Origin of the sequence: Rhodococcus sp. 05-2254-2 (genome assembly GCF_002259095.1) — a bacterium.
Classification (GTDB): Bacteria; Actinomycetota; Actinomycetes; order Mycobacteriales; family Mycobacteriaceae; genus Rhodococcoides.
This window is the reverse complement of record NZ_NOZJ01000021.1, coordinates 514,288-537,453: the sequence shown is the minus strand read 5'-3', so window position 1 is coordinate 537,453 and position 23,166 is coordinate 514,288. Positions and strand designations below refer to the sequence as shown.

The window sequence follows — 23,166 nt, the reverse complement described above, 5'->3', positions numbered from 1 at the left end:
AGCTAGTTGAACAAGCCAGGAAGGACAACATCCAGATGATCCGCCGTTCGACGACATCTCCGATTGCCAGTGCCACCGGCCCCGCCCGGTCAGGGGTGCCGTCGAGCTCGCCCCGTGTGCCGCCGGGGCTGCTGTGGTGTTCGTGGCCGTCGCCGCCGCTGTGTTGTTCAGCGGTGGCGACTCCGAGCCGGACACGACAGCCACCGACACCATCGCCTCTTCCTCGGTCGCGCCGACAACCGTTGCGGTCGGGCCGGATTGCTCGATGCCGGCCGGTGATCAGAACAGCGGCCCAGGGGTCATCGCCGCGTTCGAGCACGCCTACTACGTCCAGCGATCGGGCGCGGCCGCGCACGTTCTGGTTTCACCGAACGCCCCGGCGAGTGCCCCGTTCTCCGTCGAAGCCAACCTCGACGCAGGTATCGCCACCGTCCCGGTCGGCACCACCTACTGCCTCGACATCGACCCGCTGCACACCGGTTCCTACACCCTCACTCTCACCGAGAGCGGCCCGAACGGGCCTGGGACGCAGTACCGCCAACGGATCACCACCGACCAGGTCGACGGTCGCTACGTCATCGCCGCCATCGAGCAAGCGTGATCACCCACCGCCGCCACAGCGCGAGATCGCCGCAGCACCGCGGCGAACAGCCACCACGAAAGGAACGCCAGGACATGAGCGATGCAGCGAGCGAATGGGCCGAGGCCGCCACCGCAGTACGACAGGCACGCGAGACCCTCGAGGCGTCGACCGCGAGCGAGATCCGCGCATGGGCCGAAAAGTCCAGGCTGACCGACTGGTCGATGTGGCAGAAGATCAAACGCGAGCTCTACAAGCAGCTCGACCTCGACTACGACGGATTGCGCGCCAGCGAAGCCGAGCAGGTCACCGACGCGGTCGCCTCCGCGGCGTCGGCCGCACCGGTGGTCGAGCTCTACGCCGCAGGCGATGAGCGCGGCAGCTTCGCCGTGGTCGGAGACGGTGACGAAACAGCCTGGTACGGAACATTTCACGCCAAGGACGCGGTGTTCCGGCAGGGCGATCAGACCTCGGCCGACGACTCGGCGGCCGGCAAGGCAGCCTTTCTCGCCGGCAAGCTACGCGAAGAGCTCGACGCCCCCGCGATCCGGCTGATACTGCACATCTCCAACCCTCACCTCGACGGCACACGGCTCGCCGCTCTAGCCGCGCGATACGGAGTGCACCTCGAACGCCTCGAGATCGACGACGAGAACCCGGCCACCGTGTGGTGCGAGGTTCCCGGACACCGGCCGTGGCAGGCCATCCGGCTCTCCGATCTACTCGTCGACGATCAAGCCGAGGTCGGCTGATGGCCGAACAGCACCCGCGCCCAGACGACGACAACCCCGTCGCGGGCTACGAAGCCGAGGACACCGTCAACCTCCGAGCTCAACGCCTACGCCGACCCGAATCCGAACCGGACGAACAGCCTGCAGAAGAGCCGGCCGACGACACCGCACCGGACCCGTACGGGGTCGGGCAGGACGCATTGGCAGCGGTCGAGACACCCGATGTCGACCCCGCAGCGTTCTACCGCGCACGACTGTTCGACCGCCAGGAAGAAGACCCGACCGCCGAGCCCGCCGAAGCAGGCCTGAGGGGCCGGATCAACGCCGCCCTGGGAACTCACCTCAAACCCAAGCCCACCTCTGCCGAAGTCAGACTGCGTCAGTCGATTCGCGTTGTGCAACAACCCCTTCCCGGATGCTCGGTGGTCTCGGTCATCAATCCCAAGGGCGGAGCCGGCAAAACTCCGACATCGGTCATGCTCGGTTCGACGTTCGGCAAGCACCGTGGCCACGGGGTGACGGTCTTCGACGCCAGCGAATCACTCGGCAGTCTCGGCGATCGCGCCGCCCGCACCACCGATCCGGAGCTCACGGTGTGGGATCTGCTCGACCATGCACACGAGCTGGCGTCCTCGTCGGCGGTGTCGGGATCGCTCAATGCGTTCCTGCGGCGTCAACCGACGATGGAAGACATTCTCGCTGCGGACAATTCGGCCGACCGTGAGCGCAACCTGGGGTGGGACGAATGCGCCGCGGTGATGGCAGTGCTGCGCCGACACCGGGACCTGATCGTCATCGACACCGCAGCCAATCCCTTGGCCGAGAGTTGGCAGTGGGCCGTGCAGCATTCCGATGCCCTGGTCGTTCCGCTCCCGCTACGCCTCGACATCGCCCGGCAGGTCTACCAGATGCTCGAGGGCATCATTGCCCGCGGCTACGGGCACCTGCTGGCGTCGACGATCGTCGTGACCTGTGCAACACCCGATTCCAACCCGCAGTTGGCGTCGGCGGTCTTCGAGGACCTGCGCAATCTCGGTGTCCAGGAAAGCAATTTCATTCAGGCCCCGTACGAATCAGCTCTCGCCCGCGGCGATCAGATCGTCTACAAGGACCTCCCCCCGGACACGATCGAGGCCTACACCAATGTCACCGCCCTGGTCGCCGACAACGTCGCCGCGGCACGAGCCGGCGCGGCCTATCAGTTCACCGATCCGTATTCCCCGCAGCCGGCGAACCGACAGCCCGACAGCGCACCACCCCCACAGCTCTCGCAGTGGGAGCGGCGCAGCCGCGACCGTCGCGGAGCCTGACCCGTCCCCACCCCCGCTCGACGCACACGAGGAGAACACCATGACCGGCCAGAGAACGCACACCACCCCGCGGCGACGACAACGCCGGACACTGTCGGCGCTGACCGTCGTCGTCTCCGCGGTGGTCCTGGCCGCGGGCACCGTCCCCGCATACGCCGCACCGGCAGCGACGGCGGCGACCTCGTGCGCGAAGTACGTCGCGATCATGGCCCCGGGAACGTGGGAAACCAACGCCGCCGCGAATCCCACCACCCCGGTCGGGATGCTCGCCACCGTCGGCAACGCACTGAAACAGAAGTACGGCAACGACATCGAGGTCTACTACCCCGCGTACGCGGCGTCGGCGTTCGACAAGGGCCGCACCTACGCCGACAGCAAGGAAGCCGGCAAGAGCGCCATCAACAACATCCTCACCTCCGCGTGCGCCACATCGAAGTTCCTGCTCTCGGGCTACTCCCAAGGCGCGGACGCCGCCGGCGACGTCGCCGCCGAGATCGGCAACGGACGCGGCGTCGTGCCGGCAGCGCGCATCCTCGGCGTCGGTCTGGTCGCCGATCCGCACCAGGGCACCGCGGGCGGCACCGTCGTCGGGCCGAAGGTCGACGGCCAGGGCATCGGCGGGGTCCGGCCCGAAGGCTTCGGTTCCTTGGCCCCGGTGGTCAAGCAGCTCTGCAATCCCACGGACCTGTACTGCTCGACGAACGCGGGCAAGGACGGTCTGCTCGCGGGTCTCGGCAAAGTCTTGGCGAACAAGCCCGTCGACCCGGCCATCACCGGCGGGCAAACCGGAAGCGGATCGACCGCAGCAGCGTCGACGACCGCTGCACCGTCGAGTACCGCAGTGCCGTCGAGTACCGCAGTGCCGTCGAGTACCGCAGTGCCGTCGACGACCGCGCAGGGAGGCGTCACGGGTGCCGGGACACAGCCCGGGACGATCCCGGCACGGTCGGCTTCGGTCAGCGATTTTGCGTCGTCGCTGGTCTCGGACTTCTCCCGCGTCGATCTGGCCGGTGCCGCGAACACCGCATCGACCCTCGGCGAGCGGGTGGCCACCCTGCCCGACTCGGTGGGAACCAACCGCACTCAGTCGCAGGTCGCCAGCGTCGGTGCCTCGGCGACATCGCTGCTCAACACCCTCGAACCGGTCGCCGATGTTCAGTCGGTGATCGCCGCGAACCCCGGCATCCGCTCCACTCTCGACACCGCACCGGAAGGATCCCCGGAGGCCAAGACCTCCACGGTTCTCGACGCACTCGACCAGATCGACATCCCCGCAGTCCTGAGCACAGCGACCTCGATCGCCGACACCGCCTCGTCGGTACTCGGCGGAACCGGCACCACCGCGGGCCTGACCGATACGGCCGCAACGCTCACCGGGCAGGTCGCACCGTTGCAATCCGTGTCCCCGGATGCGCTGACCTCGGCAACTCAGGTGCTCTCGCTGCTCAAGCCGAAGACAGTGGTCAACCAGGTCGTCAACGTCGCGACCGGCTTCACGAGCCTGGACTACCAAGGCATCGTCGACAACCTGATCGCGCTGCCGCAGAAGGTCGCCGCTCTCGACGTCGCGGGATCGCACAAGATCGCCGGGGACCTCAACAACCAGTTCGCACCGATCGTGAAAATGACTGCGGGAGTGGACCTCCACACCCTGGCGGCGTTGGTGGCGATGATCCCCGACCCCAGCGGATCGGCGCAGATCGCCTCCCTGGTGCTGAGCTTGCTCGGCAACGTCGACGTGATCCGCCTGGCCAACGATGTCGGCGCGATTCAGGAAGTCGCGTGGAAGATCCTCGAAACCGGCAACCTCGCAGCCGCCGCCGAGCTGCTCCCGATCGGGCTCGACCTCGCCTCGGTCGCGGTCGGAGTCCTGACCGGCTCGGCTGCCAAGACCAACCCCGACCAACTCGGCGCTCAGACCCAGGTCACCGGTCAGTCGGCAGCGATCGGTCAGCAAGCCTCCAGCGGCGATTTCGCCGGTCTGGCAGGCAGTCTCGTCTCACTGGCCTCCTCACCAGGCGCAGGGGACGCGGCCGAGCTGGTCGGGGCGGGTATCGACGCCGCGACTTTCTTCGCCTCCGGTGCGCACCAGTCCTACGGGGACTTCACCGTCGACTCCACCGGCCGCAGCGCTCTGCAATGGCTCATCGACTTCTTCACCCAGAAGATCGGGGGCTGACCAGCCGTCGAGCAGGCTCTGCAGCCGGGCGGGCATGACGCAGAGCAATCGAAAACTACAGCACCACAACCGAACTACACGTACCACCACAGGTGTCCGGGCGGGCACTGATCATCTCTTCGATTGGTGAGGACATGCACCGATGGCAGCATCACAGCAAGGCAGCAAGGGCAGCGCGGGCGCACTGAGCCTGCTGCTGATCGCCGCCGTTGCCGCGATCGGCCTGTTCGCGGTCCTGTCGGGCGATCGCACACCGCCCGTCGACGAAGGCACGTGCCTGCCTGCCGGATCGGCCGTGGTGGCTCCGCATTCGGGCACGGTGGTGATGCCGCTGCGTGAAGGCACATACCAAGCCACGAGCGGTTTCGGTGCCCGCACCAATCCGGTCACCGGCGAGGCCGAGGGACACCAGGGCCAGGACTACTCCGCCCCGATCGGGACCCCGATCTATGCGGCCACCGACGGCACGGTCGTCAAGGCCGAACACGCCAGCGGGTTCGGCAACTGGATCATCATCGACACCACCGTCGACGGCCAGTCGCTCTCGACGGTCTACGGCCACATGAACGACGACGGCGTCGGGGTGACCGCGGGCCAGACCGTCAAAGCCGGTGACCCGATCGGAGCCGTCGGCAACGCCGGTCAATCCACCGGCCCGCACCTGCACTTCGAGGTCTGGCCCGGAACGCGCCTCGCATCCGGATCGAGCCCGGTCGATCCCGTGGCCTGGCTCGCCGCCGCCGGTGCCACCGCACCGACCGCCACCGCGGACGTGCTCGCCGCAGGACCGGCCGGCCCCTCCGCCGCAACGCCGACCACCGGTGCCGCGGCGCAGGGCGTATCGAGTCGATCGGCCACGCTCGCCGCCGCGATCAAACCCGGCTGCGGTGTCCCGGCCGGGTCGACCGGACTGCGCCCGGGGTCGGTGCCGGCGGACTTCGAGCCGTGGATCGTCAAAGCCGGCACCGTCTGCCCCGAGGTCACCGCCCCGGTCGTCGCCGCGCAGCTCGAACAAGAGGGCGGTTTCGACGTCAACGCCCACAACGCAGGATCGGGCGCGGACGGGCCTGCGCAGTTCATGCCCGCCACCTGGGCCGCGAAAGGCGTCGACGGTGATGGAGACGGCCGCAAGGACACCCGCAGCATCGCCGATGCGGTGATGAGTCAAGCCGCCTACGACTGCGAGCTGGCGGGCATCGCCAAGGACTCCCTCGCCGCCGGCAAGCTCAGCGGCGACCTGACCGAGCTGTACCTGTCGATGTACAACTGCGGGCCCGGTGCGACTCTCTCGCAGGGCCGGGTGTGCCAGAACGCCGAAACCCTCGACTACGTCACGAAGATTCCCCGCCGCGCAGCAGAAGCGTTCTCCGTCGCCGTCCCCCAGGCCACACCGGGCATCGTCCCCGGTGGCCCGTTCGGTCAGAACGTCGTCGCGGCCGCAATGCGCTGGCTCGGCACCACCTACGCCTGGGGCGGAGGCGACCGGAACGGACCCACCCGCGGGGTCAGCGACGGCGGCGGCCGCGCGGACATGATCGGCGACTTCGACAAGGTCGGCTTCGACTGCTCCGGACTGGTCCTCTACGCCGTCGCACAAGCGTCCGGCGGCGCGATCGTGCTCCCCCACCAGGACTCGGCGCAGATCGCCGACAGCCGCGGCCGCGTCATCGCCACCCCCGGCGAGCTCGCTCCCGGCGACATCGTCCAACCCCACTCGGGCCACATCTCCATCTGGCTCGGCGGAAACAAGGTCGTCGAGGCACCGCAGTCCGGCGACGTCGTGAAGGTATCGGACTGGACCCCGCCCGCGAGCGGCCTGACAGCACGGAGATTCGGATGAGAACCACCCGCACCGCCCTGACCGGATTGCTCATCGCTGCAACGGTTCTCACCGCCTGCGGTGGTGAAAGCACCAACAACGGCAGCGATGCCCCGTCGATCCCGGCGCAGCAGTGGACACCGGGTACGCCCCCGCCGAGCGGCAGCGATCCCACCCGCACCCCGCCGCCGGCCGCGACCACGCTGCCCGACATCGCGGCAGGGGTGGACCGCCAGGACCCGGACTCGGTGGCCACCGCGGCGCTGACGGTCTGGTTCACCTGGAACACCGCCGTCGACGCCGGACCCAACGATGCCGCCGCCCGCACCGCACCGCTGCTCACCTCCGACTACGCGCGCGAAATCACCTCCACCACAGCGCAATCGAGCCCCGGCGCGCAATGGCTGGACTGGGCCGCGCGCGGCGCGGTCCTGACCCCCGACCTCGTCGCCGACGACGAACCCGTTCCCCCGCAGACCGATTCGACGGCATACCGGTCCTACCACCTCACCCAACGCATCGACGGTGCACCGGTGAGCGAGCGGGTCGTCGCGATGATCCTGCGGCGCGGGTCCGGCGGCTGGGAGGTGAGCCGCATTCAAGACAAATAACCCCGCCTCGTAGATCCACTGGCACTGCAGAACACCATGTTTCGGAAAGGAACCCCCGATGGACACAGAATCCGTCACCACCCCCACCACCCGCACCTCGCACCGGGCACGCCGCGTACTCAGCGTCCTCGCGCTCACTGCCGCGCTGACCGTCCTGGCCGGCGGAGTCGCCGCCGCACAGGCGGTCAACCCGTACGACGGGGTCAACCCGGACATCAGCTTGTTCGGCCCCGCCCTGAACCAGACATGGAAGCGCCTGCTCGCGGCGATCTGGGGAGCCAGCATCGCCCTCGCGGGCCTGTGGGTGCTGACCTCGTTCCTCAGCTCCAGGAAGGCCCGTAAACGCAACATGTCCAGCGATCTGAGCGAGGCGGGCGAGGATCTCAAGCTCTCCCTCATCATCTTGGGCGGTGTGGCCGCTGTCTCGCCGATCGTCGGCGCGATCCTGCTCCTCGTCCAGCCCGGCGCATAGCCGATCGCGGATCTGACCACCACTCCCCTCCTCCCCGACGCGGCACCGGCCGCAGAAACGAGCACCCATCATGGCCATCGACTACCGCAACGTCGGTTCCGAACCCCCCAGCTCGCCCAACACCGGCACTGTCTCCGGTGATCAGCACTCCGACAGGAAGTCCGGGTCCAAGCGCTGGATCATTCTCGGGGCCGTCGCCCTGGCGATTCTCGCCGTCGTCTCGGTGATCGTGGTCGGTCTGTCGGGAGGCTCCGACAACTCCGGCGGTGGCTCCGATGCCATCCGCGCAGTACACGGACCCACGACAGTGAACAACGGCGTCCCCAGCGGATACACCCGCGACACCCGAGGCGCATCAACGGCCGCGGTGAACGTGCTCCAGGCGTTCGATCAGGCCAGCCAGGGCCGCATCGACATGAACGATGTCCGCTCGACGATGATCGCTGCCGACCCCGGTGCCGAACTGGCCCGCGAGATCGAACTCGGCAGCAACCGCGACGAGAGCGGCGACGTGATGAACACCTTGCCGGCTGCGGTGCACGTGTCCTCGTTCAGCGCCGATGCCGCGCAGATCTCGGTGTGGTCGATGACCACCACCCAGTCCGACATCAACAACACCGGCACCGTCGCTGTGAGCACTCTGTGGGCGACCACCGACATCTCGTTGGTATGGCAGGACGGGGACTGGAAAGCCAAGGACTGGTCCTACCGCCAGGGCCCGCGACCGGAGGACGCGTCCTACCCGGCCGCTGATTCCGCGCTCGGCGGTCAACTGACCGCCGGGTACTACACCTTCTACATCGACTAGGAGAGAACATGATTCGCCGTCTCGTTCTCATCGCGGTCACCGCCGCACTGGTGGCACTGTTCGGATCATCCGCTGTTGCGCTCGCCCAGCCTTCCGCCGTTCCCGCTCCCGCACCGGGCGCGGTCACCGCCCAGCAACCGGCATCGAGGCTGCCCGCGCACTTCCCGGACGATCTCAAGAAATTCATCGGCGGTACCGAGGAATTTCGGAGCGGGCCCTGGTTCACGGGGAACTGCGCAGACCACGGCGGCGACCTGGGAACCTATATCTCCCAAGCACTCACGAACGAAAACCGGCTCCTGTACTGGACGGCATCGGACGAGAACAAGGCCGTCATGCTCGGCGGTGCGAGCGCGGTCGGCAGCGATGCGCAGACCCTCGCCACGGCCGAGATCACCCGTCAGGCCGTCGCCGACGGGACCGAACCACCGGCCGACGCTCTGCCGACGGTGTTTCCGGCCGGGGACACCAGCTTTCACCCACCGACGGGAACCTGCGCCGAGGACCTCGCCCGGTGGGGAACCAAGGAATGGGGCACGTGGGGCTTCGCCTGGGCGCAAAGCCCGGACGCGGGCTCGCTGACGGCAATCAAGGCGCTGCCCGGTGCCGACAAGGTGCCCGACGCCGCCTGGTCGGACCCGTGCTCGCAGGGTTCGGGCGATCAGTACTGCATGCACGCGTTCTTCGTCGACTGCTCGAAAGCCGAACGGGCAGATGCCAGCCGCTGCCAGGACTGGAATCTGTCGATCGGACGATTGTTCGCCGGCACCGCGAACTGGATCGACAAGAACACCTCGTTCACCGAGCGCCTCGAGGACACCCTCGGCAAGGTCATCGCGGCCACCCCGCAGTACAAGCTCGGCAAGGCCTACCTACAGGCATTCTCCTGGATCTCGGGGGCAGCGAACGACGTCGTCGACTTCGTCACCCATCCGACCACCGTCATCGACGACTGGGTCAACGCCACCAAGAGCGGGGCACTCTCCCTCACCGACGCCGTGCTGCGTGGGTTGACCTCGACCGGCGACTTCGATCCCACCCAGCAGTGGTTCGTGACCTATTACGCCGGATCGACGGGTCTGGGAATCATGGTCATGTCGCTGGCGGTCCTGCTGGCGATCATGCGATCACGGAACAAGGGCTCACCATCGGAGCTGGTGGCCAACGTCTTCGGCTACATGCCCGCCGGGGTGGTGATGATGCTGTTCTCCTTAGCCCTGGCTCAACTGGTGATCGAGTTCGCGTCAGTGCTCACCGAGGGCATCGCCAGTTTCAGCGGATCCACGATCACCGAGATGGTGCAGAACATCTACGCCACGATGGGCACGCTGAACAAGGACACCGTCGTCGGCGGCTCGATCGTCGGCCTGGTCTTCTTCGGGATCCTGCTGCTCGGTGCGATGTCGGTCTACCTGGGTCTGCTCATGCACCAGATCGGGCTTCCGCTGACCGCGTGCGTCGCCGGAATCGGCTACGGCATGTGGGTGCACCCGACGTGGCGGACCAAAGCGCTGCGGCCACTGTTCACGTTCGTCGGCATCGTGCTCAGCAAGCCGATGCTGTTCCTGCTCATCGCGATCGTGCTCGCCGGGGCCAACAACGCTCTGCTCTCGGGCGGCGGCGGCTCGGGAGATCTGACCTCGCTCGGCGCTCTCGTGCTCGTCGGGGCCTCGATGGTCGTCGTCGGCCTGGCACCGTGGGCGATGCTCAAGTGGGCACCGATCCTGCCGACCAAGGCCGACTCCGAAGGGTTCGGCGGCGGCGGTGGCTCCGTCGCCGGTGGTGTGATCGGAGGCGTAGGCAGCTCGGCCCTGTTCCGCAGCCGCAGCGGCGGAGGTGGTGGCGGAGGCGGGTCGACCGTCACACCGCGCTCGACCCGCTCCGGCGACGACGTCGACAAGGCCACCCGATCCGCGCATTCGACGCCGTCGACCAATTCCACCCCCGGCCACACCACCGGGGCCGCCCACAGCGGCGGCACCGACAAGGGCGGGGCGTCGACACCGAAGCGCTCGACCATGGGAATGGCCGGCCGACTCGGCGGAAAGCTCGCGATGGGGTCGGCCGCGACGGTCGCCTCGGCCGGGGCAGCGGCGGTGCCGATCGCCGCGCAGTCCGCAGCGGCGGCGATGAACAAAGCCAAATCCAGTGCCGAGTCAGCACCGTCCGAAGCCGAAGGCAGGTAAGCGATGTCGACCGAGACCGTCGAGCACGACAGCGAGCAGAGAACTTCCATCCTGGGCGGTGAGATCGCGCGCCGCGGCATGACCGGGATCTCGGCACCGGTGCTCATCACCTGGACCGCGGCCTTGATCATCGGCGTCGTGTACTACTTCGCGGCCGGCGGCGGCGCGATGACCGTCGGGCTCGTGGCCGTGTTCTACGTCGGGGTGTTCGCCTCGACATACGAATTCGGAGACGCTTCCCTGGCAGCGCGGCAGATGCATCGGTTGCGGAACTGGTCGCGGATGCGGCGCGGGGAGCACGTCTATCGCAACGCCGACGACCCTGCCTACGGGGTAGCCGATCTCGACCCCGGCTGGGAGTATCCGGTGCCGCTCGGGCGGACCGCCCCGCTCGACGTCGCCGGCACCGGCCTGGACGAGATGTTCATCGTCCGCACCGCGAACCCCGGCGAGCGGGCCTATTACACGGTCGTCCTGTCCGTGCAGGGCCTGGCAGGGGGGCTGCGCACCGACGCGGCCTGGGCGACGACATCGGAGAAGTTCGGTCTGTTCAGCGCCTCGGTGGCCCGCAAGACCTCGCTCATCCGCGGAGTGCAGCTGATCCACCGCTCCATTCCCGCGGATCTGACCATGCACGAGGACTGGGTCGAGCGGGAGGTCGAAAAGCTCGGCGACATGCGTCTGCGGTCACCGGTGGAGTCCTACGGCGACCTCATCGACACCATCCGGCCGCACTCGGAAGAGCACCGGGCGTACGTGGTGCTCAAGTTCCCCCAGACCGACCAGTTCGAGGCCGAAGCAGCGCGAGCGGCGGGCGGGAAAGGTGCCCGATTCGAAGGCGGTGTCGCCCAGGTGATCCGCGACGAGACGATGCGTGCGGTGAGCAAACTCGTCGCCGCCGGCATGGGCCGTGTCCAGGTCCTCGGTGAGCAGCGCACCTGCGCGTTGATCCGCGCGTTCGTCGACCCGTCGAACCCACTCGATCGCCACCAAGGGGCGCGGTGGTCGAACTGCTGGCCCTCCTACGTCGGTGGCCAGGACTCGGTGGTGGTGTCGCGGCGCTGGCACACCCGTGTCGGGTTCCTCCCGCCGGCGAGCATCGAACCCATTCCGCTGGGCCCGCTGTGGCTCGCGCCGCTGCTGACCGGGGTCGCCCCCGACATCGGCGACGACGAGAACCCGCCGTCCCCGACGATCCGAACAGTCAGTGTCCGAGTCGATTTCGTACCCGACGCCGTGGCTCGGGAAGCGGCCAGTCAGGACTTCACCCAGGACCGGGCCTCGCAGGAAAGTGCCGCACGCAAAGGCATCACCGGCGACGGCTCGGCCGAAGTGATGGCCACCGCGTCCGGGCGTCGACGCACCGATCTGATGCCGGGCTCGGGCCATCACGGCACCATCTACTCGCTCGCCGTGGCAGTCACCGGCCGCGACGAAGACGACCTCGAGCGGGCCTGCATGCGCGTAGAGGAAGCCGCCGACGAATCAGCGATCAAAACCATCACCTGGCAGGACGACACGCACGACGTCGCACTGTTCACCACCCTGCCCTTCGCTCGCGGTCTCGCCGTGACGCGCTACACCAAGTAGCCCAGGAGATTTCGATGCCGCAACACACCACCCGTCGTCCGTCTACCCGACCGGCCGCGACCGAGCAGCCGGCCCGATCGGCACGCCGCCGCCTGCTCGGCGGCGACACCGCCGTCCTCGAGGCCGCGGAGGCGATCCCCGCCAAGATCGCCCGACGTAAGCCACCTCGGCGGTTCGCGATTCTCGACCGCTACGGCTGGTACGAACCCCGCTCCGAAGGCGCGTGGAGTACGACCAGGCAGTCCGAAGCGCTGAACCTGGCCATCAGCCGCCGCAGTGCCCGCCACCAGGGAGCGGTGACGGGCCTGAACCGGATCTCCCAGGATCTGGTGATCACCGATCCGTTCGAGCTCTACGGCACCGACATCTCCAACATCAACGTCTGCGTCGTCGGGGACATCGGCAAGGGCAAGTCCTCGATGATCAAGACCGCATTTCTGTGGCGGCAGATCATCTTCGGCCGACAGGTGGTAGTCATCGACAAGAAACGCCAGTGCAGCGAAGGCGAGTACTCCATCTTCGCCCGCACCCTCGAGGTGGAATCGGTTCGGTTCAAAACCGGTGGCGGCGGCGCCAGACTGAACCTGCTCGACCCGGCGATCACCACCGGCGGTGAACATGCCGGCGGTCTCGACGGCGTCACCCCGGCCGGTCAGGAAGCCCTCGTCCTCGCCGTCCTCGCCGACACGATGGAACGCCCCCTGACCACCCCGGAAAAGAGCGCCGTCGGCCGAGCGTTGGAGCTGGTCAACGCCGACGCCGCCGCGACCGGTCGCGCACCGGTACTCAAGGATCTCGCCCGCCGCCTCGTCGAACCGTCCACCGACGACGGCACCTATTTCGGTGACCGCTGGTCCGAGCGTTCCCTCGAATGGGGCTACGAACCGGGCCTGGCCCTGCTGCGTCTGGTCGACCGGGACCTCAAAGGCCTCGTCGACGCCGAGACCTCCCCGGAGGTCCGGGACGCGCTCGAGCACCCGTTCGCGCACTTCGACGTCTCCGCGCTGCCGACCGAAGGGCCCGCGCTGCGGGTGGTGATGACCGTGATCAACACCTGGCTGGCGAACCTGCTCGCGGCACGCTCGTCGGTGTCCAAGCAGACCATCCTCATCGTCGAGGAAGGCTGGCACGTCGCCGAAGGATCGACCGGCGCGGTGTTCCGGTCGAACATGAAACTCTCACGCGGACTGGGCCTGTCGACCGTCTCGGCCTTCCACCACCCCTCGGACATGTCCCACGACTCCCCCGCCCGGGCGCTCATGCAGGAAGCGGGAATCGTGTTCCTGTTCGCGCAGGAACGCTTCGACGATGCCCGCGAGACCGCGGAGATGTATCACCTGCCGCCCGGGTCCATCGACATCATCATGGGCCTGGGACAGGGCGAATGCCTGGTCAAGATCGGCTCGTCCGACCCGATCCTGATGGAACACGTCCGCTCCCCGCAGGAAATCGCCCTCACCGACACCGACGCCGCGGTCAAAGGGGTCAAGCCAGCATGAGCACCTCATCGCCCACCTCGTCAGCGGCCCGGCGTTTCCGCACCATCGACGTGCGCGTGAGCTCGCCGGCCCCGATCGGGTACGACGACGACACCTTCGCGAGCGGGGAGAGGCGGTTCGCGTCCCCCTCGGCCGCAGCACGATTCGCCGTCAGCCATGCCGCCGGCCTCGACTGGCCCGACATCACCGTCACCATCACGCACACTCCAGTCTCCGACGGTGCCGACGACGTCTGTGTGTCCGGTACTGCCGGCGAGATCGCCTGCGCGCTCGCCGCCATCCCGATCTACAGCGCCGGCGTCCGCACAGCGCGGATACCGGCACCGGCCTACCTGCGTGCCGCCGTCGATGAGGTCGCCCTGCCGATCCAGTGGCAGGGCAGCGTCGGCCCCGATGGCCGTGTGAGTGCGGAGGCCGGCGTCGATGTGCGTGTGCTCTCGACTCGGCCCGACCCGCTACCGAACTCGACGCTCCCGCTCGGACAGTGGCCACCGGACCTCGCGCACGACCTCGCCCGCTCGATCACCGAGCGCAGTGGTCAACCCAGCCCGGCCACCGTGACCTATCTCCCCGACCAGGGGCGATTCGAGATCATCCATCCCGTCCCGATCTCCGATACCGACGCCGCCGCGGTGGCCCGGTACATCCGGATCACGCAGCTGCGAGCCAACCTCGCCGCCCTCGACCTGGTCGCCGACGCGGACTGCGCTGTCGGTCTCGCCGCCGAGCTGCATGTGCTCGAAAGCTATTCCCGCCGTGTCTCTTCCACCGACGATAGGACCGTTCGATGAGTGCGATGCAATCCCCTCCCCATAGGCCCAGTGGGCCGTTCGTTCCGTCCGAGGTCTGGGTCGGTGCCGCTCTGATCGTGGGGCTGGTGTTTGCTGTCGCCGGCGGCGGCATGGTCTCCTCGCTGGTGTCGGGCAAGGTGATCGCGATGCCCACCAGCTTCGGTGAGCTGTTCTCGATCTTCCGCGGGTTGGTCACGAATCCGTCGGACCCCGCGGCCGCGTGGCCGGCGACCGCGCAGCCGGGCCCGGCGTGGGTGACCTGGGTGTGCATTCTGGTGCTCGGTGCGCTGTATACCGCTGTGGCCCTGTGGATCAGCTCCGAGATCGACGACTGGCAGCACCACCGCGGTCAGGCGCAACGCGGCTTCGCCGGCCGACGTGAGCTCGCCCGGGCGGGTATCGACGAGAAGAGTGTTCGCACCGCTGCCGTCGCCACCCGTTCGTCGTTGAAAGGCACGCGGGCCTCGAAGCTGGACGCGAGCGAGGTCGCGATCGCGTTGGGCCGCAACATGGTCGACCCCGACAGGGTCGTCTACATCAAGCAGAACGACTGCATGCTCGTCGAGGGCGTCACCGGCTCGGGTAAGACCTGGCGCGTGGCGTATCGGCGCTGCATGGACGCACCGGGAACCCTGCTCGTGACGTCAACGAAAGTGGATCTGATCTCGGCAACGTACGAGCACCGCGCCGCGCTCGGACGGGTGTCGATCTTCGATCCGGACAACATCACCGGATGGCCCGACCCGATCCGCTGGTCGATCCTCTCCGGATGCAAGGATCCGGACGTGGCGATCCGCCGCGCGCAGAGCTTGGTTTCGGCAATGCCGATGGGAGACACGAAGAACGGCGGCTACTGGGAGGACAAGGCAGTAATACTGCTGCGCTGCTACCTGCACGCGGCCGCGATCAGCGGCGCGGACCTGGCCACGCTGCGCGTATGGGTGAACTCCCGCAAAGGCCGCGAACCACGCGAGATCCTGATGCGGACGATGCCCGGCTGGGAAGCCGAACTCGGCCAGATCCTCGACTCCGGATCGGACTCCTCCGACGACATGATCGGCGCGGCCAGCAGACTCCTCGCCCCGCTCGCCTCCCCCGCACTGCTCAAGGCCGTCGATGTCCCGATGCGCGAGTCGTTCGACATCGACGAGTTCATTCGATCCGGCACGGACACACTGTATCTGGTCTCGAAAGGCAAGGACAATTCTGCGGCACCATTCATCGCGGCCCTGGCCAGCGAAGTGCACTACCTCGCCGACCGGCATTCGCAGTCCCTGCCCGGTGGCCGATTCGATCCCCCGATCCGGTTCGAACTCGACGAAGTCAACAACGTTGCCCCGATCCCCGGCCTGCCGGATCTGATGTCGGACTCGGGCGGCCGGGGCATCACCATCCACGCCTACGCCCACAACGAAGAGCAGAACAAGCTCCGCTGGGGCGCGGTCGCGGGCAAGATGTTTGCCGACAACTCCCCCGCCCGCCTGATCCTTCCCGGCCTCAAAGGCGACGAGCTGCAGGCGATCTCGAAGATGCTCGGCGACCGGTACGAGTGGCAGCCGTCGGGCAACGCCCAGTCCGGCCCGACGCTGCGAGAGGTTCCGGTGATGTCGCCGGCGCAGATCCGTCAGATGGACCCCGACCAGGGTCTGCTGATCTACCGGACCGCGCCGCCGATCCTGGTGCATCTGCCGACGGTGTGGGACGAGAAGGAATCACGTGCCGCGGTGCTGCAGTCGCAGAAGATGTTCGACGAGATCGTGGCATCGGGCACCGCGCCACGTACCGAGGTGCAGTCCGGTTCGGTAGTGCTCGACAAGGTCAGTGACGGGACGACACTGTCGTGACCGCCCCCGGCGGGGAGCAGGAAGAGTTGGTGCCGTCGCGGTTCACCTGGCGCTACCTCGACGCCGAACAGGCTCGGGGCCTGTGGTCGGAGCTGATCGACTGGACCACCTGGCTGCGCGAGCGCTACGAGCTCGGCACCAAGATCCCGCCGTGCTGGTACCGCCACGATCCCGTCGTCGAGGAGCTGAGCGCCCTGATGGCGGCGTGGACCGATGCCTACTACCGCGGTGACGAGTACCGGGACGACCTCACCGCCTGGCACACCCAGTGGTTCCGGCCGCTCATGGCGCGCATCCGCGACATCTCGGACTTCGACAGCTGCACCCACGATCGGTGTGCGCACCGCGCGATGCCGCCGACCACGCTCGCCGGTATCGAGGAGTTCGTCGATGCCGACATCGACGCGCGCCCCGAACCGGCACCGGCCCCGCCTTCAGCGGGCGTCGATGTCACCGCGGCCGAGGAAGTGTGCACCATCTCGGCCGACGACATGAACATGGCCATCGACTCCGGCCTCGCCGAACCGCTCGATCCCGCGGACCCCGACAGTCCCGTGATCTTCGAGGGCATCGGATGGACTTTCAACGCTCGTATGGGTGCCTGGGTTCCTTCCACCTGACCTCATTCCCACTCCCTGAGCTGCGGACCTGTACAGCTCGAGCGTGGCCGCGACGCCGTACATCCCGCCCGGATACGGACCGCACGGCCGCCCGGAGAGCAGGTCCGCCGAACCGGTATCGGCCGCGCGTCCCCGCCCTGACGACGGCCGATACCGGGACGTTTCTGGGAGGCAGAGTCGCAGCGGACCCAGAACGACGAAGACGGCTCGAACTCAGCGACCGACTCCGAAAATCTACAAGCTTGGATCCCATGTGATCAGCCATTGAGCAAGCTTCCCGGTTACCGTTGGAGAGTCATTTCCCCAACGACCCAGCAACCAGTACCGCCTCTTAGAGACGTGGCGGCGGAGGTAGACGACGGCATGTCCGCACTTCATATGGATCGACTGCCCACGGGAACTCACCACTGGCGCACACTGGTCGAGGAACTGCTGGCGGTTGGGGACGATCGCCACGAGGGGCACCACCTAGAGCTCAAATCAGAGGTCGACTTGTCGACCAAAACAGGCAGGGCAAAGATTGCGAAATTCATCCTCGCAACGGCCAACCGCTCGCCGGATTTCGCTGCGCCTCGTTTCGGCGGTCACGCAGTGATGCTCGTCGGCCTGGACTACAGCTCGACGCCACCAGCAATTGGCGGTGCGGGCAGATTCGACGACAAAGACCTGCGTCGGGAGGTGACGAACTTCGTTGGCGATCCCGGACCGGCATGGGATTACCAGCGCATCGATATCGACGGCAGCGAGGTCGTCGCCATCATCGTCGATCCTCCCAAGCAAGCAGCAATATGGCCGTGCCAGCGTGACGGGGAGAATGTTCGGAACGGTCTGATCTATCTACGACCGGGGGCCGAGTCCAGACCGGCCAACGGCCCTGAGGTGACAGCGATGCTCAACCGGGTTCGTCACGCGCAGCCTGCTGTCGAAGTCGACGTACAGATCCTGGGGTCGGTCTGGGCAGTGGGCTTCGACCCCTCAGCCGCTATCGCGCACATTCACGATGCGGTCAGTGATTTGCGGTCCTCCTGCCCGAGCCCACCGACGTCCACCACGACCGGCGGGACCGGAATTGGCTTCGCGTCCGGCGCACTGTCGAGTTTGGCGATGTCCGGGTTCGCCGGCCGAAACGACTCGAGGAGTCGGAACGAATTTCAAGCTGAGGTCGACAACTACGAGGCAGCGTCGATAGCAGCCGTGGACGATGTACGCGGCGCGGTCGTGACCACGGCGCCGGGATTCTCTGTGCGGGTGATCAACAAGACGAAGCGGTCGCTTGACGACGTGGAAGTCGTCATTCACCTCGATCCACCATTCGACGTAGTCGACCACGACGACGAAATTGCTACAGACCTGCTTCCCATGCAGCCGCGTAAGTGGGGGCCGGAGCCATTGATTATTCCCAGGATGTTGGAGCCGTTCTACCCCGCGCCCGCGAACCCCGCGATCGACGGGTGGATTCGAGTCGAGCAGCGCACGGATGGCGGCCTCGACCTCGTAGTCGATGTTGGACATCTGCGGCCGATGAAGACGGTTGAGACCGACGACCTCGAGTTGGTGCTGATGGTGCCCGTGGAAGAGGCTCAAACCGTTATGCGGGCGCGCTGGTCAATGACCGCGCGCGATGTCCACGACGAGTTCACCGGTGAGGTTGCCCCGGTGCCGGTCAGCGGACGCGATGTCAGCGAGGCTGTCGCGCAGCATGTGGCGATGGAGATTCGGAACGGCCGCGCCCACTAGCTAGGACGTGCTGCGGGCGTGGTGATGCTTCTGGCTCGGTACCGCTAATGGCGGCGGAAGGTGCGTGTGGCCGGTCTCAGATGCGTGGTCCGCGGGTCGGCCCGGATCGTCGGGCCTGTTGCTGGCGCAGTTGTTCGCGACGTTCGGCTTTACGTTGCTCGGCGAGACGGCGTTGTTCGGCGGCGCGTTGCTCTGCGGCTTCTCGTCGCGTCCGGTCTGTATCGACGATCGGATCGGGCGTCGCGGGTTGCGGGGCCGGTGCCGACTGCTGTCCGGTGCCTGCGTGTTCGGGCACCGGTGCGGGCGCGGTGACTGTTTTGATGCGGGCGTTCACCTGATCCCATGCTCGGGCCGCTTCGCCGTGTTCGGGTCGGTCTCCTATGAGCGTGCGGTCGGTGTCGATGCCGAATTGTTCTCGGTAGGCCCCGACTTGGCCGGCGGTGATCTGCCAGCGCAGTCGGGCACCGCCGGAGTCGGGAACCTCGCCGAGGTGGCGGGTCCATGCGGGCTGTTCGTCGATGGCGTGCTGTCCGAGTTCGCGGGTGCGTTCGGCGATCTCGGTGTATCGGCGGCGGGTCCAGGCGACGAGTTCAGGGTCGATTCCCTCCCGGTTCTGCATCGGTGGCAGCACCCAGCTCGGGGCACTGTGGTCGCGTGCTTCTCGGCCGAGGGGCCAGCGTCGTTCGGCGTCGTCGAGCAGATCCGCTGCACTCGGGTCGGGTTCGGTGACACCACGGCGCAGTTCCACGATCGCCGCGTGGGGGTCTTTGCCGGCGCGTTCGGCATTGCGTAGGTGCGCGGCGAGGTCGGGCCACGCCGCGTCGTCGGCGAGGATGGTCTCGGCGTGCTCACCGAACTGGGTGCGCAGTGTCGGTTCGATGCTCTGCGCCCAGGCGTGCATCTCGTCGGCACCGTTCTCGATGTGCTTTTCGAGTCGCCAATGCATCACTGCGGAGACGGAGTCGGCGCTCGCGAGTTCGCGCTCCGAGCGGGCGGCGGCGAGGGTGGGGGCGGCGTCGAGGCCGAGCTGCTCGGCGCGGCGGTACTGGTGGACGAAGGTGTCCCATTCGGCTTCGGCGATCATCGTGTTCACCAACTCCGGACCCATGTTCTGGCGCACGATCGCTTCGATACGGTGCGCGTCGATGAGCTCTCCCGCGTACTCGTATCCGCCGACGTTGTAGTCGAGCTTGCGGTGCGCGACGGCGGCGTCGCGTTGCTGTTCGGTCGCCGAGACGGCCGAGCCGTCGCGGCCGATGATGGTCCGCACGACTTCGTCGGCGATCTTCTTGTCCGGGTGCACGTGGATCAGGTGCGGGTCGACGATCCGGTCGATGGGCACGTACAGATGGCTTCTCTCGCGGCCGCGCGTGAGGGCGACGTAGAGGGCTTGCCGGTTCATGGTGTCGTCGACGAGGACATGAACCTGGTCGACGGTCATCCCTTGGGAGCGGTGGATGGTGGCGGCGTAACCGAGCTCGCAGTGATCTTTGACGTAGTCGGCCGGCAGCCGGATACGCCCGCCGTGTTCGAGGTGGCGCACGGTCAGCGATCCGTCGCGGTGCGCAGTCTTGACCGTCCACAAGTCACCGTTGCAGACTCGTTCGCCCCGGGTACCGGTGACTCGCAGGCTCGTGTCGTTGCGGCGGGTGACGATGAGATCCCCTGCGCTGGCGCGCAGTCCGTCGGACAGGTCGTTGCCGCCTTTCTTGACCAGTCCCTTGGCGAGTCGATCGGTGCGGGCACGGTCGTTAAGGTCGCGGACGGCGTGGTTGCTGTTGGCGATCATCAGCGACGTCGTCTCGGTCTCCGAGGTCTCCGCCCAGGCGGTGAAGACTTTCTCGGCGAGGTCGTCGGCCATGCCGTGCTGCACGCGGTCTTTCGCGGCGTACCAGGCGGCGACGGAGGTGTCGCCGTCGCGCAGTCGCAAGGAGATCTCGGCCTCTTCCTTGTCGCGGAAACGGTGGACGTCGACCAGCTCCGGTGCAGCGCTCGATCGGGCGACCAGTCGCAGTGCGCCGCCCGTATCGACGGCCGCGAGCTGCTGGGGGTCACCGAGTAGCCGGACCACTGCGCCGTGCTCGGCGGCGATGTGAGTCAGCCGGTCCAAATTGTGTGTCGACGCCATGCCTGCTTCGTCGACGAGAATCATCGCCCCCGGGGTGATGCCGGTATCGAGTTCGTTCTCGTATCGGGTGAGCACGTCGTCGATGGTGCGGCCGGTGACACCCAGCTCGGTGCCCAGGACGTCGGCAGCTTTCGCGGACGGTCCGAGGGCGATCACGTCGTATCCGGTACTGCGCCACGCATCGACGACGACGCGCATGGCGGTGGTCTTGCCGGTGCCGGCCGGACCGACACCGGCAGCCAGCAGCGCACCCGAGAACAGGAAGTGCTCGACGAGTGCCTTCTTGTCCGCGCCGAGATCCCAGCGTTTGCGTTGGGTGTGCGCGGCGAGGGCCGCGGTGTAGGCGTGGGCAGGTGCCATCACCGCTGTCGGGGTGTGGGCGGCTCCCACGAGGCGGTGTTCAGCGGCGAGGATCGCTGCGCTGGTGTAGGTCTCGTTGCCGTGCACGGTCAGAATCGACGCCCCGTCGCTGCGCTGCAGCGCCTTGGGTGTCGCGTCGACCTGGCGAGTCAACCGGATGGACTCTGCGCCGAGCGCGGCTTCGGTGACCGTCTCGGCGACCCCGTCACGCTCGGCCGCGGTCGCGAACACCAGTGGCCGTAGTTGTCGTTGAACCTCGGCTTGGATGTGCCAGCGGTTCCAACTCGAGCGCTGCTGTGCGATGCGGGCGACTGTGGTGCGGGCGATCTCGCGGTGGTCGATCGAGGCGGCATCGGTAACGGTGATCGTGTTCCCGATGCTCTTCTTCAAGGCTGACTTCAGGGCACGTCGGCCGACGACGTCGAGCGCGCGTTCGCGCCATTCCACGCGTTGTGCACCGAGCGATTTCGGGGGTGCTTTCTCGTTGCGGGTTTCCAGGGTCGCTTGGTCGGCGAGGCGCATCTGCATCGCGGTCGAGGGGTCTTTGCCGTGGGTCTTGCGGTAGTCCGAGACGAGTCTTTCCAGTCGTGACTCGATGGCGTCACGGCGGGAGAACTCGCTAAGCAATGCGGTGGGGATGCCCTCGATCTCTCGGACGGCGCGCTTGTTGATTCCGGTGCCCGGTCGGTCGGCGAACACGGTGCCGAGCTCGCGGGTGACGTACTCCTCGATGAGGGTGTTGTAGCGCTCGGATGCGGCGACGGCGAGCTTGTGCAGCACGCGCCCGTCCAGGCTGCGCCACTTGCCGTCGACGCCTTGCACTTTGGTGGAGATCGCGACGTGGGTGTGCAGGTTCGGGTCACCGTTGCGGTTGTCGCGGTGATCGAACCGGGTGTACATCAGGCCGGTCGATTCGATCTGTCCGACACCGGCTTTGCCGACGCGGGTGTAGGAGGCGTTGTCCTCGACCCAGCTGATGGCATCGGTCACCGCGGCGCTGTGTGCGCGCTCGATCGCGACGCGGGTGTCGTCGTCGCCCAGGCCCCAGAGAACCGACACCGACTTCTGTGGCGTAAAAACGCAGTCGTAGCCGGCGACGGGTTGACGTTCGCGGCGTTGCTGCGAGGCGATGTAGCGGACGAGTTCTGCTTCGCTGGCCGGTGATCGGCCGACTTCGTGGTGGAACTCGTCTGCTCCGACGCGGTAGCGGATCTGCTGGCACTGCTCGGCGGTGAGCGACTTTCCGCCGGCGGCGCGGTCGTTGTCGATCTCGGCGCGGATGCGCTTCATCAGCGGCACCTCGTTGCGGAAGCTCGCGAACTTGCGGCCCAGCCGCACGCTCTCGATCGCGGCGTTCGCTTTCGTACCGTCGAGGACGGCGGCCTCGATCAACGCCTGGGCTTCGGGGTGCAGACCTTCGCCGAACAGGGCTTTCATCTGGTCCTCGCGGACGTACCCGGACACGCCGAGTTCGGCCGAGGCCCGCCCTCCCCAGATGCCCGGTTCGGTGCCTTCGGCGGCGTAGTAGTCGGTGAGGTCTTGGCCGCGTTCGCGGCGAATGTCGTCACTGGCGACCTCGCGGGTGAGGTAGGTGTAGCCGTCGCCGGCGTGCAGCGCGTGCACGGTCATCATCGCGGGCACCGCCGCCGACGAGCGGGTATGCGACGAGATCTCACGAGTCGATCTCCCTCGAAATCTGCTTCTGAATCGCGCGGCACGGTCGCGATAGTACGCAGATTCCGCCCATGGACACTAATAGTGCAAGAGGTGTGTGGCGTTTAGTTTGGCATTTTTCGAAGTAATACACGAAACCTGAAGTCGATAGTATCTAGATTTCGGACGAATTAGAACGTGCATGGACAATGAGGGACGAAAGTTGTAGCAGGACAGATCAATCAGGG

Annotated in this window: 16 protein-coding genes; 15 read left to right on the top strand and 1 reads right to left on the bottom strand. The window is 67.2% G+C overall.

Going from position 1 to position 23,166, the window contains the following annotated elements:
* Positions 1-142: 142 nt before the first annotated feature.
* The 15 genes from CH283_RS25395 to CH283_RS25325 all read left to right on the top strand — a co-directional run bounded on the left by CH283_RS25395 (position 143) and on the right by CH283_RS25325 (position 18,777).
* Positions 143-601 (top strand): hypothetical protein, encoded by a 459-nt coding sequence (locus tag CH283_RS25395; protein ID WP_255183332.1) that lies wholly within the window; start codon positions 143-145, stop codon positions 599-601.
* 74 nt (positions 602-675) lie between these two features.
* Positions 676-1,332, top strand: a complete 657-nt coding sequence (locus CH283_RS25390) for a hypothetical protein (protein WP_094639814.1) — start codon at positions 676-678, stop codon at positions 1,330-1,332.
* Entirely contained in the window at positions 1,332-2,621 is a 1,290-nt protein-coding gene (locus tag CH283_RS25385) for a MinD/ParA family ATP-binding protein (RefSeq protein WP_094639613.1), read from the top strand. The genes CH283_RS25390 and CH283_RS25385 overlap by 1 nt, the downstream gene beginning before the upstream one ends.
* A 40-nt stretch (positions 2,622-2,661) precedes the next feature.
* A complete protein-coding gene (locus CH283_RS25380) occupies positions 2,662-4,800 on the top strand; it encodes a cutinase family protein (protein WP_094639612.1) in 2,139 nt (712 codons plus the stop codon).
* Positions 4,801-4,942: 142 nt separating this feature from the next.
* The gene (locus tag CH283_RS25375) at positions 4,943-6,640 is read left to right on the top strand and encodes a peptidoglycan DD-metalloendopeptidase family protein (protein WP_094639611.1); all 1,698 of its coding nucleotides are present in this window, start codon (positions 4,943-4,945) and stop codon (positions 6,638-6,640) included.
* Positions 6,637-7,230: a hypothetical protein gene (locus CH283_RS25370; RefSeq protein WP_094639610.1), complete on the top strand. Its 594-nt coding sequence runs from the start codon at positions 6,637-6,639 to the stop codon at positions 7,228-7,230. The genes CH283_RS25375 and CH283_RS25370 overlap by 4 nt, the downstream gene beginning before the upstream one ends.
* A 58-nt stretch (positions 7,231-7,288) precedes the next feature.
* The gene (locus CH283_RS25365; protein ID WP_094639609.1) at positions 7,289-7,702 is read left to right on the top strand and encodes a hypothetical protein; all 414 of its coding nucleotides are present in this window, start codon (positions 7,289-7,291) and stop codon (positions 7,700-7,702) included.
* Between the two features lie 70 nt (positions 7,703-7,772).
* The gene (locus CH283_RS25360) at positions 7,773-8,510 is read left to right on the top strand and encodes a hypothetical protein (protein ID WP_094639608.1); all 738 of its coding nucleotides are present in this window, start codon (positions 7,773-7,775) and stop codon (positions 8,508-8,510) included.
* An 8-nt stretch (positions 8,511-8,518) separates the two neighbouring features.
* Positions 8,519-10,696 carry a hypothetical protein gene (locus CH283_RS25355; protein WP_094639607.1) on the top strand — a complete coding sequence of 726 codons (2,178 nt, stop codon included), beginning with the start codon at positions 8,519-8,521 and terminating at the stop codon, positions 10,694-10,696.
* A 3-nt stretch (positions 10,697-10,699) separates the two neighbouring features.
* A complete protein-coding gene (locus CH283_RS25350) occupies positions 10,700-12,286 on the top strand; it encodes an SCO6880 family protein (protein ID WP_094639606.1) in 1,587 nt (528 codons plus the stop codon).
* A 14-nt stretch (positions 12,287-12,300) separates the two neighbouring features.
* Positions 12,301-13,785: an ATP-binding protein gene (locus CH283_RS25345; protein WP_094639605.1), complete on the top strand. Its 1,485-nt coding sequence runs from the start codon at positions 12,301-12,303 to the stop codon at positions 13,783-13,785.
* Positions 13,782-14,576, top strand: coding sequence for a hypothetical protein (locus CH283_RS25340; RefSeq protein WP_094639604.1), 795 nt, complete (start codon positions 13,782-13,784; stop codon positions 14,574-14,576). Before CH283_RS25345 ends, CH283_RS25340 begins: the two co-directional genes overlap by 4 nt.
* On the top strand, positions 14,573-16,420 hold the full coding sequence (locus CH283_RS25335; RefSeq protein WP_094639603.1) for a type IV secretory system conjugative DNA transfer family protein: 1,848 nt from the start codon (positions 14,573-14,575) through the stop codon (positions 16,418-16,420). Before CH283_RS25340 ends, CH283_RS25335 begins: the two co-directional genes overlap by 4 nt.
* Positions 16,417-17,040 carry a DUF4913 domain-containing protein gene (locus CH283_RS25330; RefSeq protein WP_094639602.1) on the top strand — a complete coding sequence of 208 codons (624 nt, stop codon included), beginning with the start codon at positions 16,417-16,419 and terminating at the stop codon, positions 17,038-17,040. The genes CH283_RS25335 and CH283_RS25330 overlap by 4 nt, the downstream gene beginning before the upstream one ends.
* Positions 17,041-17,403: 363 nt before the next feature.
* Positions 17,404-18,777: an ATP-binding protein gene (locus tag CH283_RS25325; RefSeq protein ID WP_141215356.1), complete on the top strand. Its 1,374-nt coding sequence runs from the start codon at positions 17,404-17,406 to the stop codon at positions 18,775-18,777.
* Positions 18,778-18,853: 76 nt separating this feature from the next.
* Here the strand turns inward: CH283_RS25325 and mobF are convergent, their stop codons facing one another.
* Positions 18,854-22,897 (bottom strand): MobF family relaxase, encoded by a 4,044-nt coding sequence (gene mobF, locus CH283_RS25320; RefSeq protein ID WP_094639600.1) that lies wholly within the window; start codon positions 22,895-22,897, stop codon positions 18,854-18,856.
* Positions 22,898-23,166: the final 269 nt, after the last annotated feature.

Coding starts and splice junctions, on each gene's coding strand:
- CH283_RS25360 (WP_094639608.1), top strand. CDS start 7,773: ATGGCCATCGACTACCGCAACGTCGGTTCCGAACCCCCCAGCTCGCCC.
- CH283_RS25325 (WP_141215356.1), top strand. CDS start 17,404: ATGTCCGCACTTCATATGGATCGACTGCCCACGGGAACTCACCACTGG.
- CH283_RS25385 (WP_094639613.1), top strand. CDS start 1,332: ATGGCCGAACAGCACCCGCGCCCAGACGACGACAACCCCGTCGCGGGC.
- CH283_RS25365 (WP_094639609.1), top strand. CDS start 7,289: ATGGACACAGAATCCGTCACCACCCCCACCACCCGCACCTCGCACCGG.
- CH283_RS25380 (WP_094639612.1), top strand. CDS start 2,662: ATGACCGGCCAGAGAACGCACACCACCCCGCGGCGACGACAACGCCGG.
- CH283_RS25350 (WP_094639606.1), top strand. CDS start 10,700: ATGTCGACCGAGACCGTCGAGCACGACAGCGAGCAGAGAACTTCCATC.
- CH283_RS25375 (WP_094639611.1), top strand. CDS start 4,943: ATGGCAGCATCACAGCAAGGCAGCAAGGGCAGCGCGGGCGCACTGAGC.
- CH283_RS25390 (WP_094639814.1), top strand. CDS start 676: ATGAGCGATGCAGCGAGCGAATGGGCCGAGGCCGCCACCGCAGTACGA.
- mobF (WP_094639600.1), bottom strand. CDS start 22,897: ATGATGACCGTGCACGCGCTGCACGCCGGCGACGGCTACACCTACCTC.
- CH283_RS25355 (WP_094639607.1), top strand. CDS start 8,519: ATGATTCGCCGTCTCGTTCTCATCGCGGTCACCGCCGCACTGGTGGCA.
- CH283_RS25370 (WP_094639610.1), top strand. CDS start 6,637: ATGAGAACCACCCGCACCGCCCTGACCGGATTGCTCATCGCTGCAACG.
- CH283_RS25340 (WP_094639604.1), top strand. CDS start 13,782: ATGAGCACCTCATCGCCCACCTCGTCAGCGGCCCGGCGTTTCCGCACC.
- CH283_RS25335 (WP_094639603.1), top strand. CDS start 14,573: ATGAGTGCGATGCAATCCCCTCCCCATAGGCCCAGTGGGCCGTTCGTT.
- CH283_RS25345 (WP_094639605.1), top strand. CDS start 12,301: ATGCCGCAACACACCACCCGTCGTCCGTCTACCCGACCGGCCGCGACC.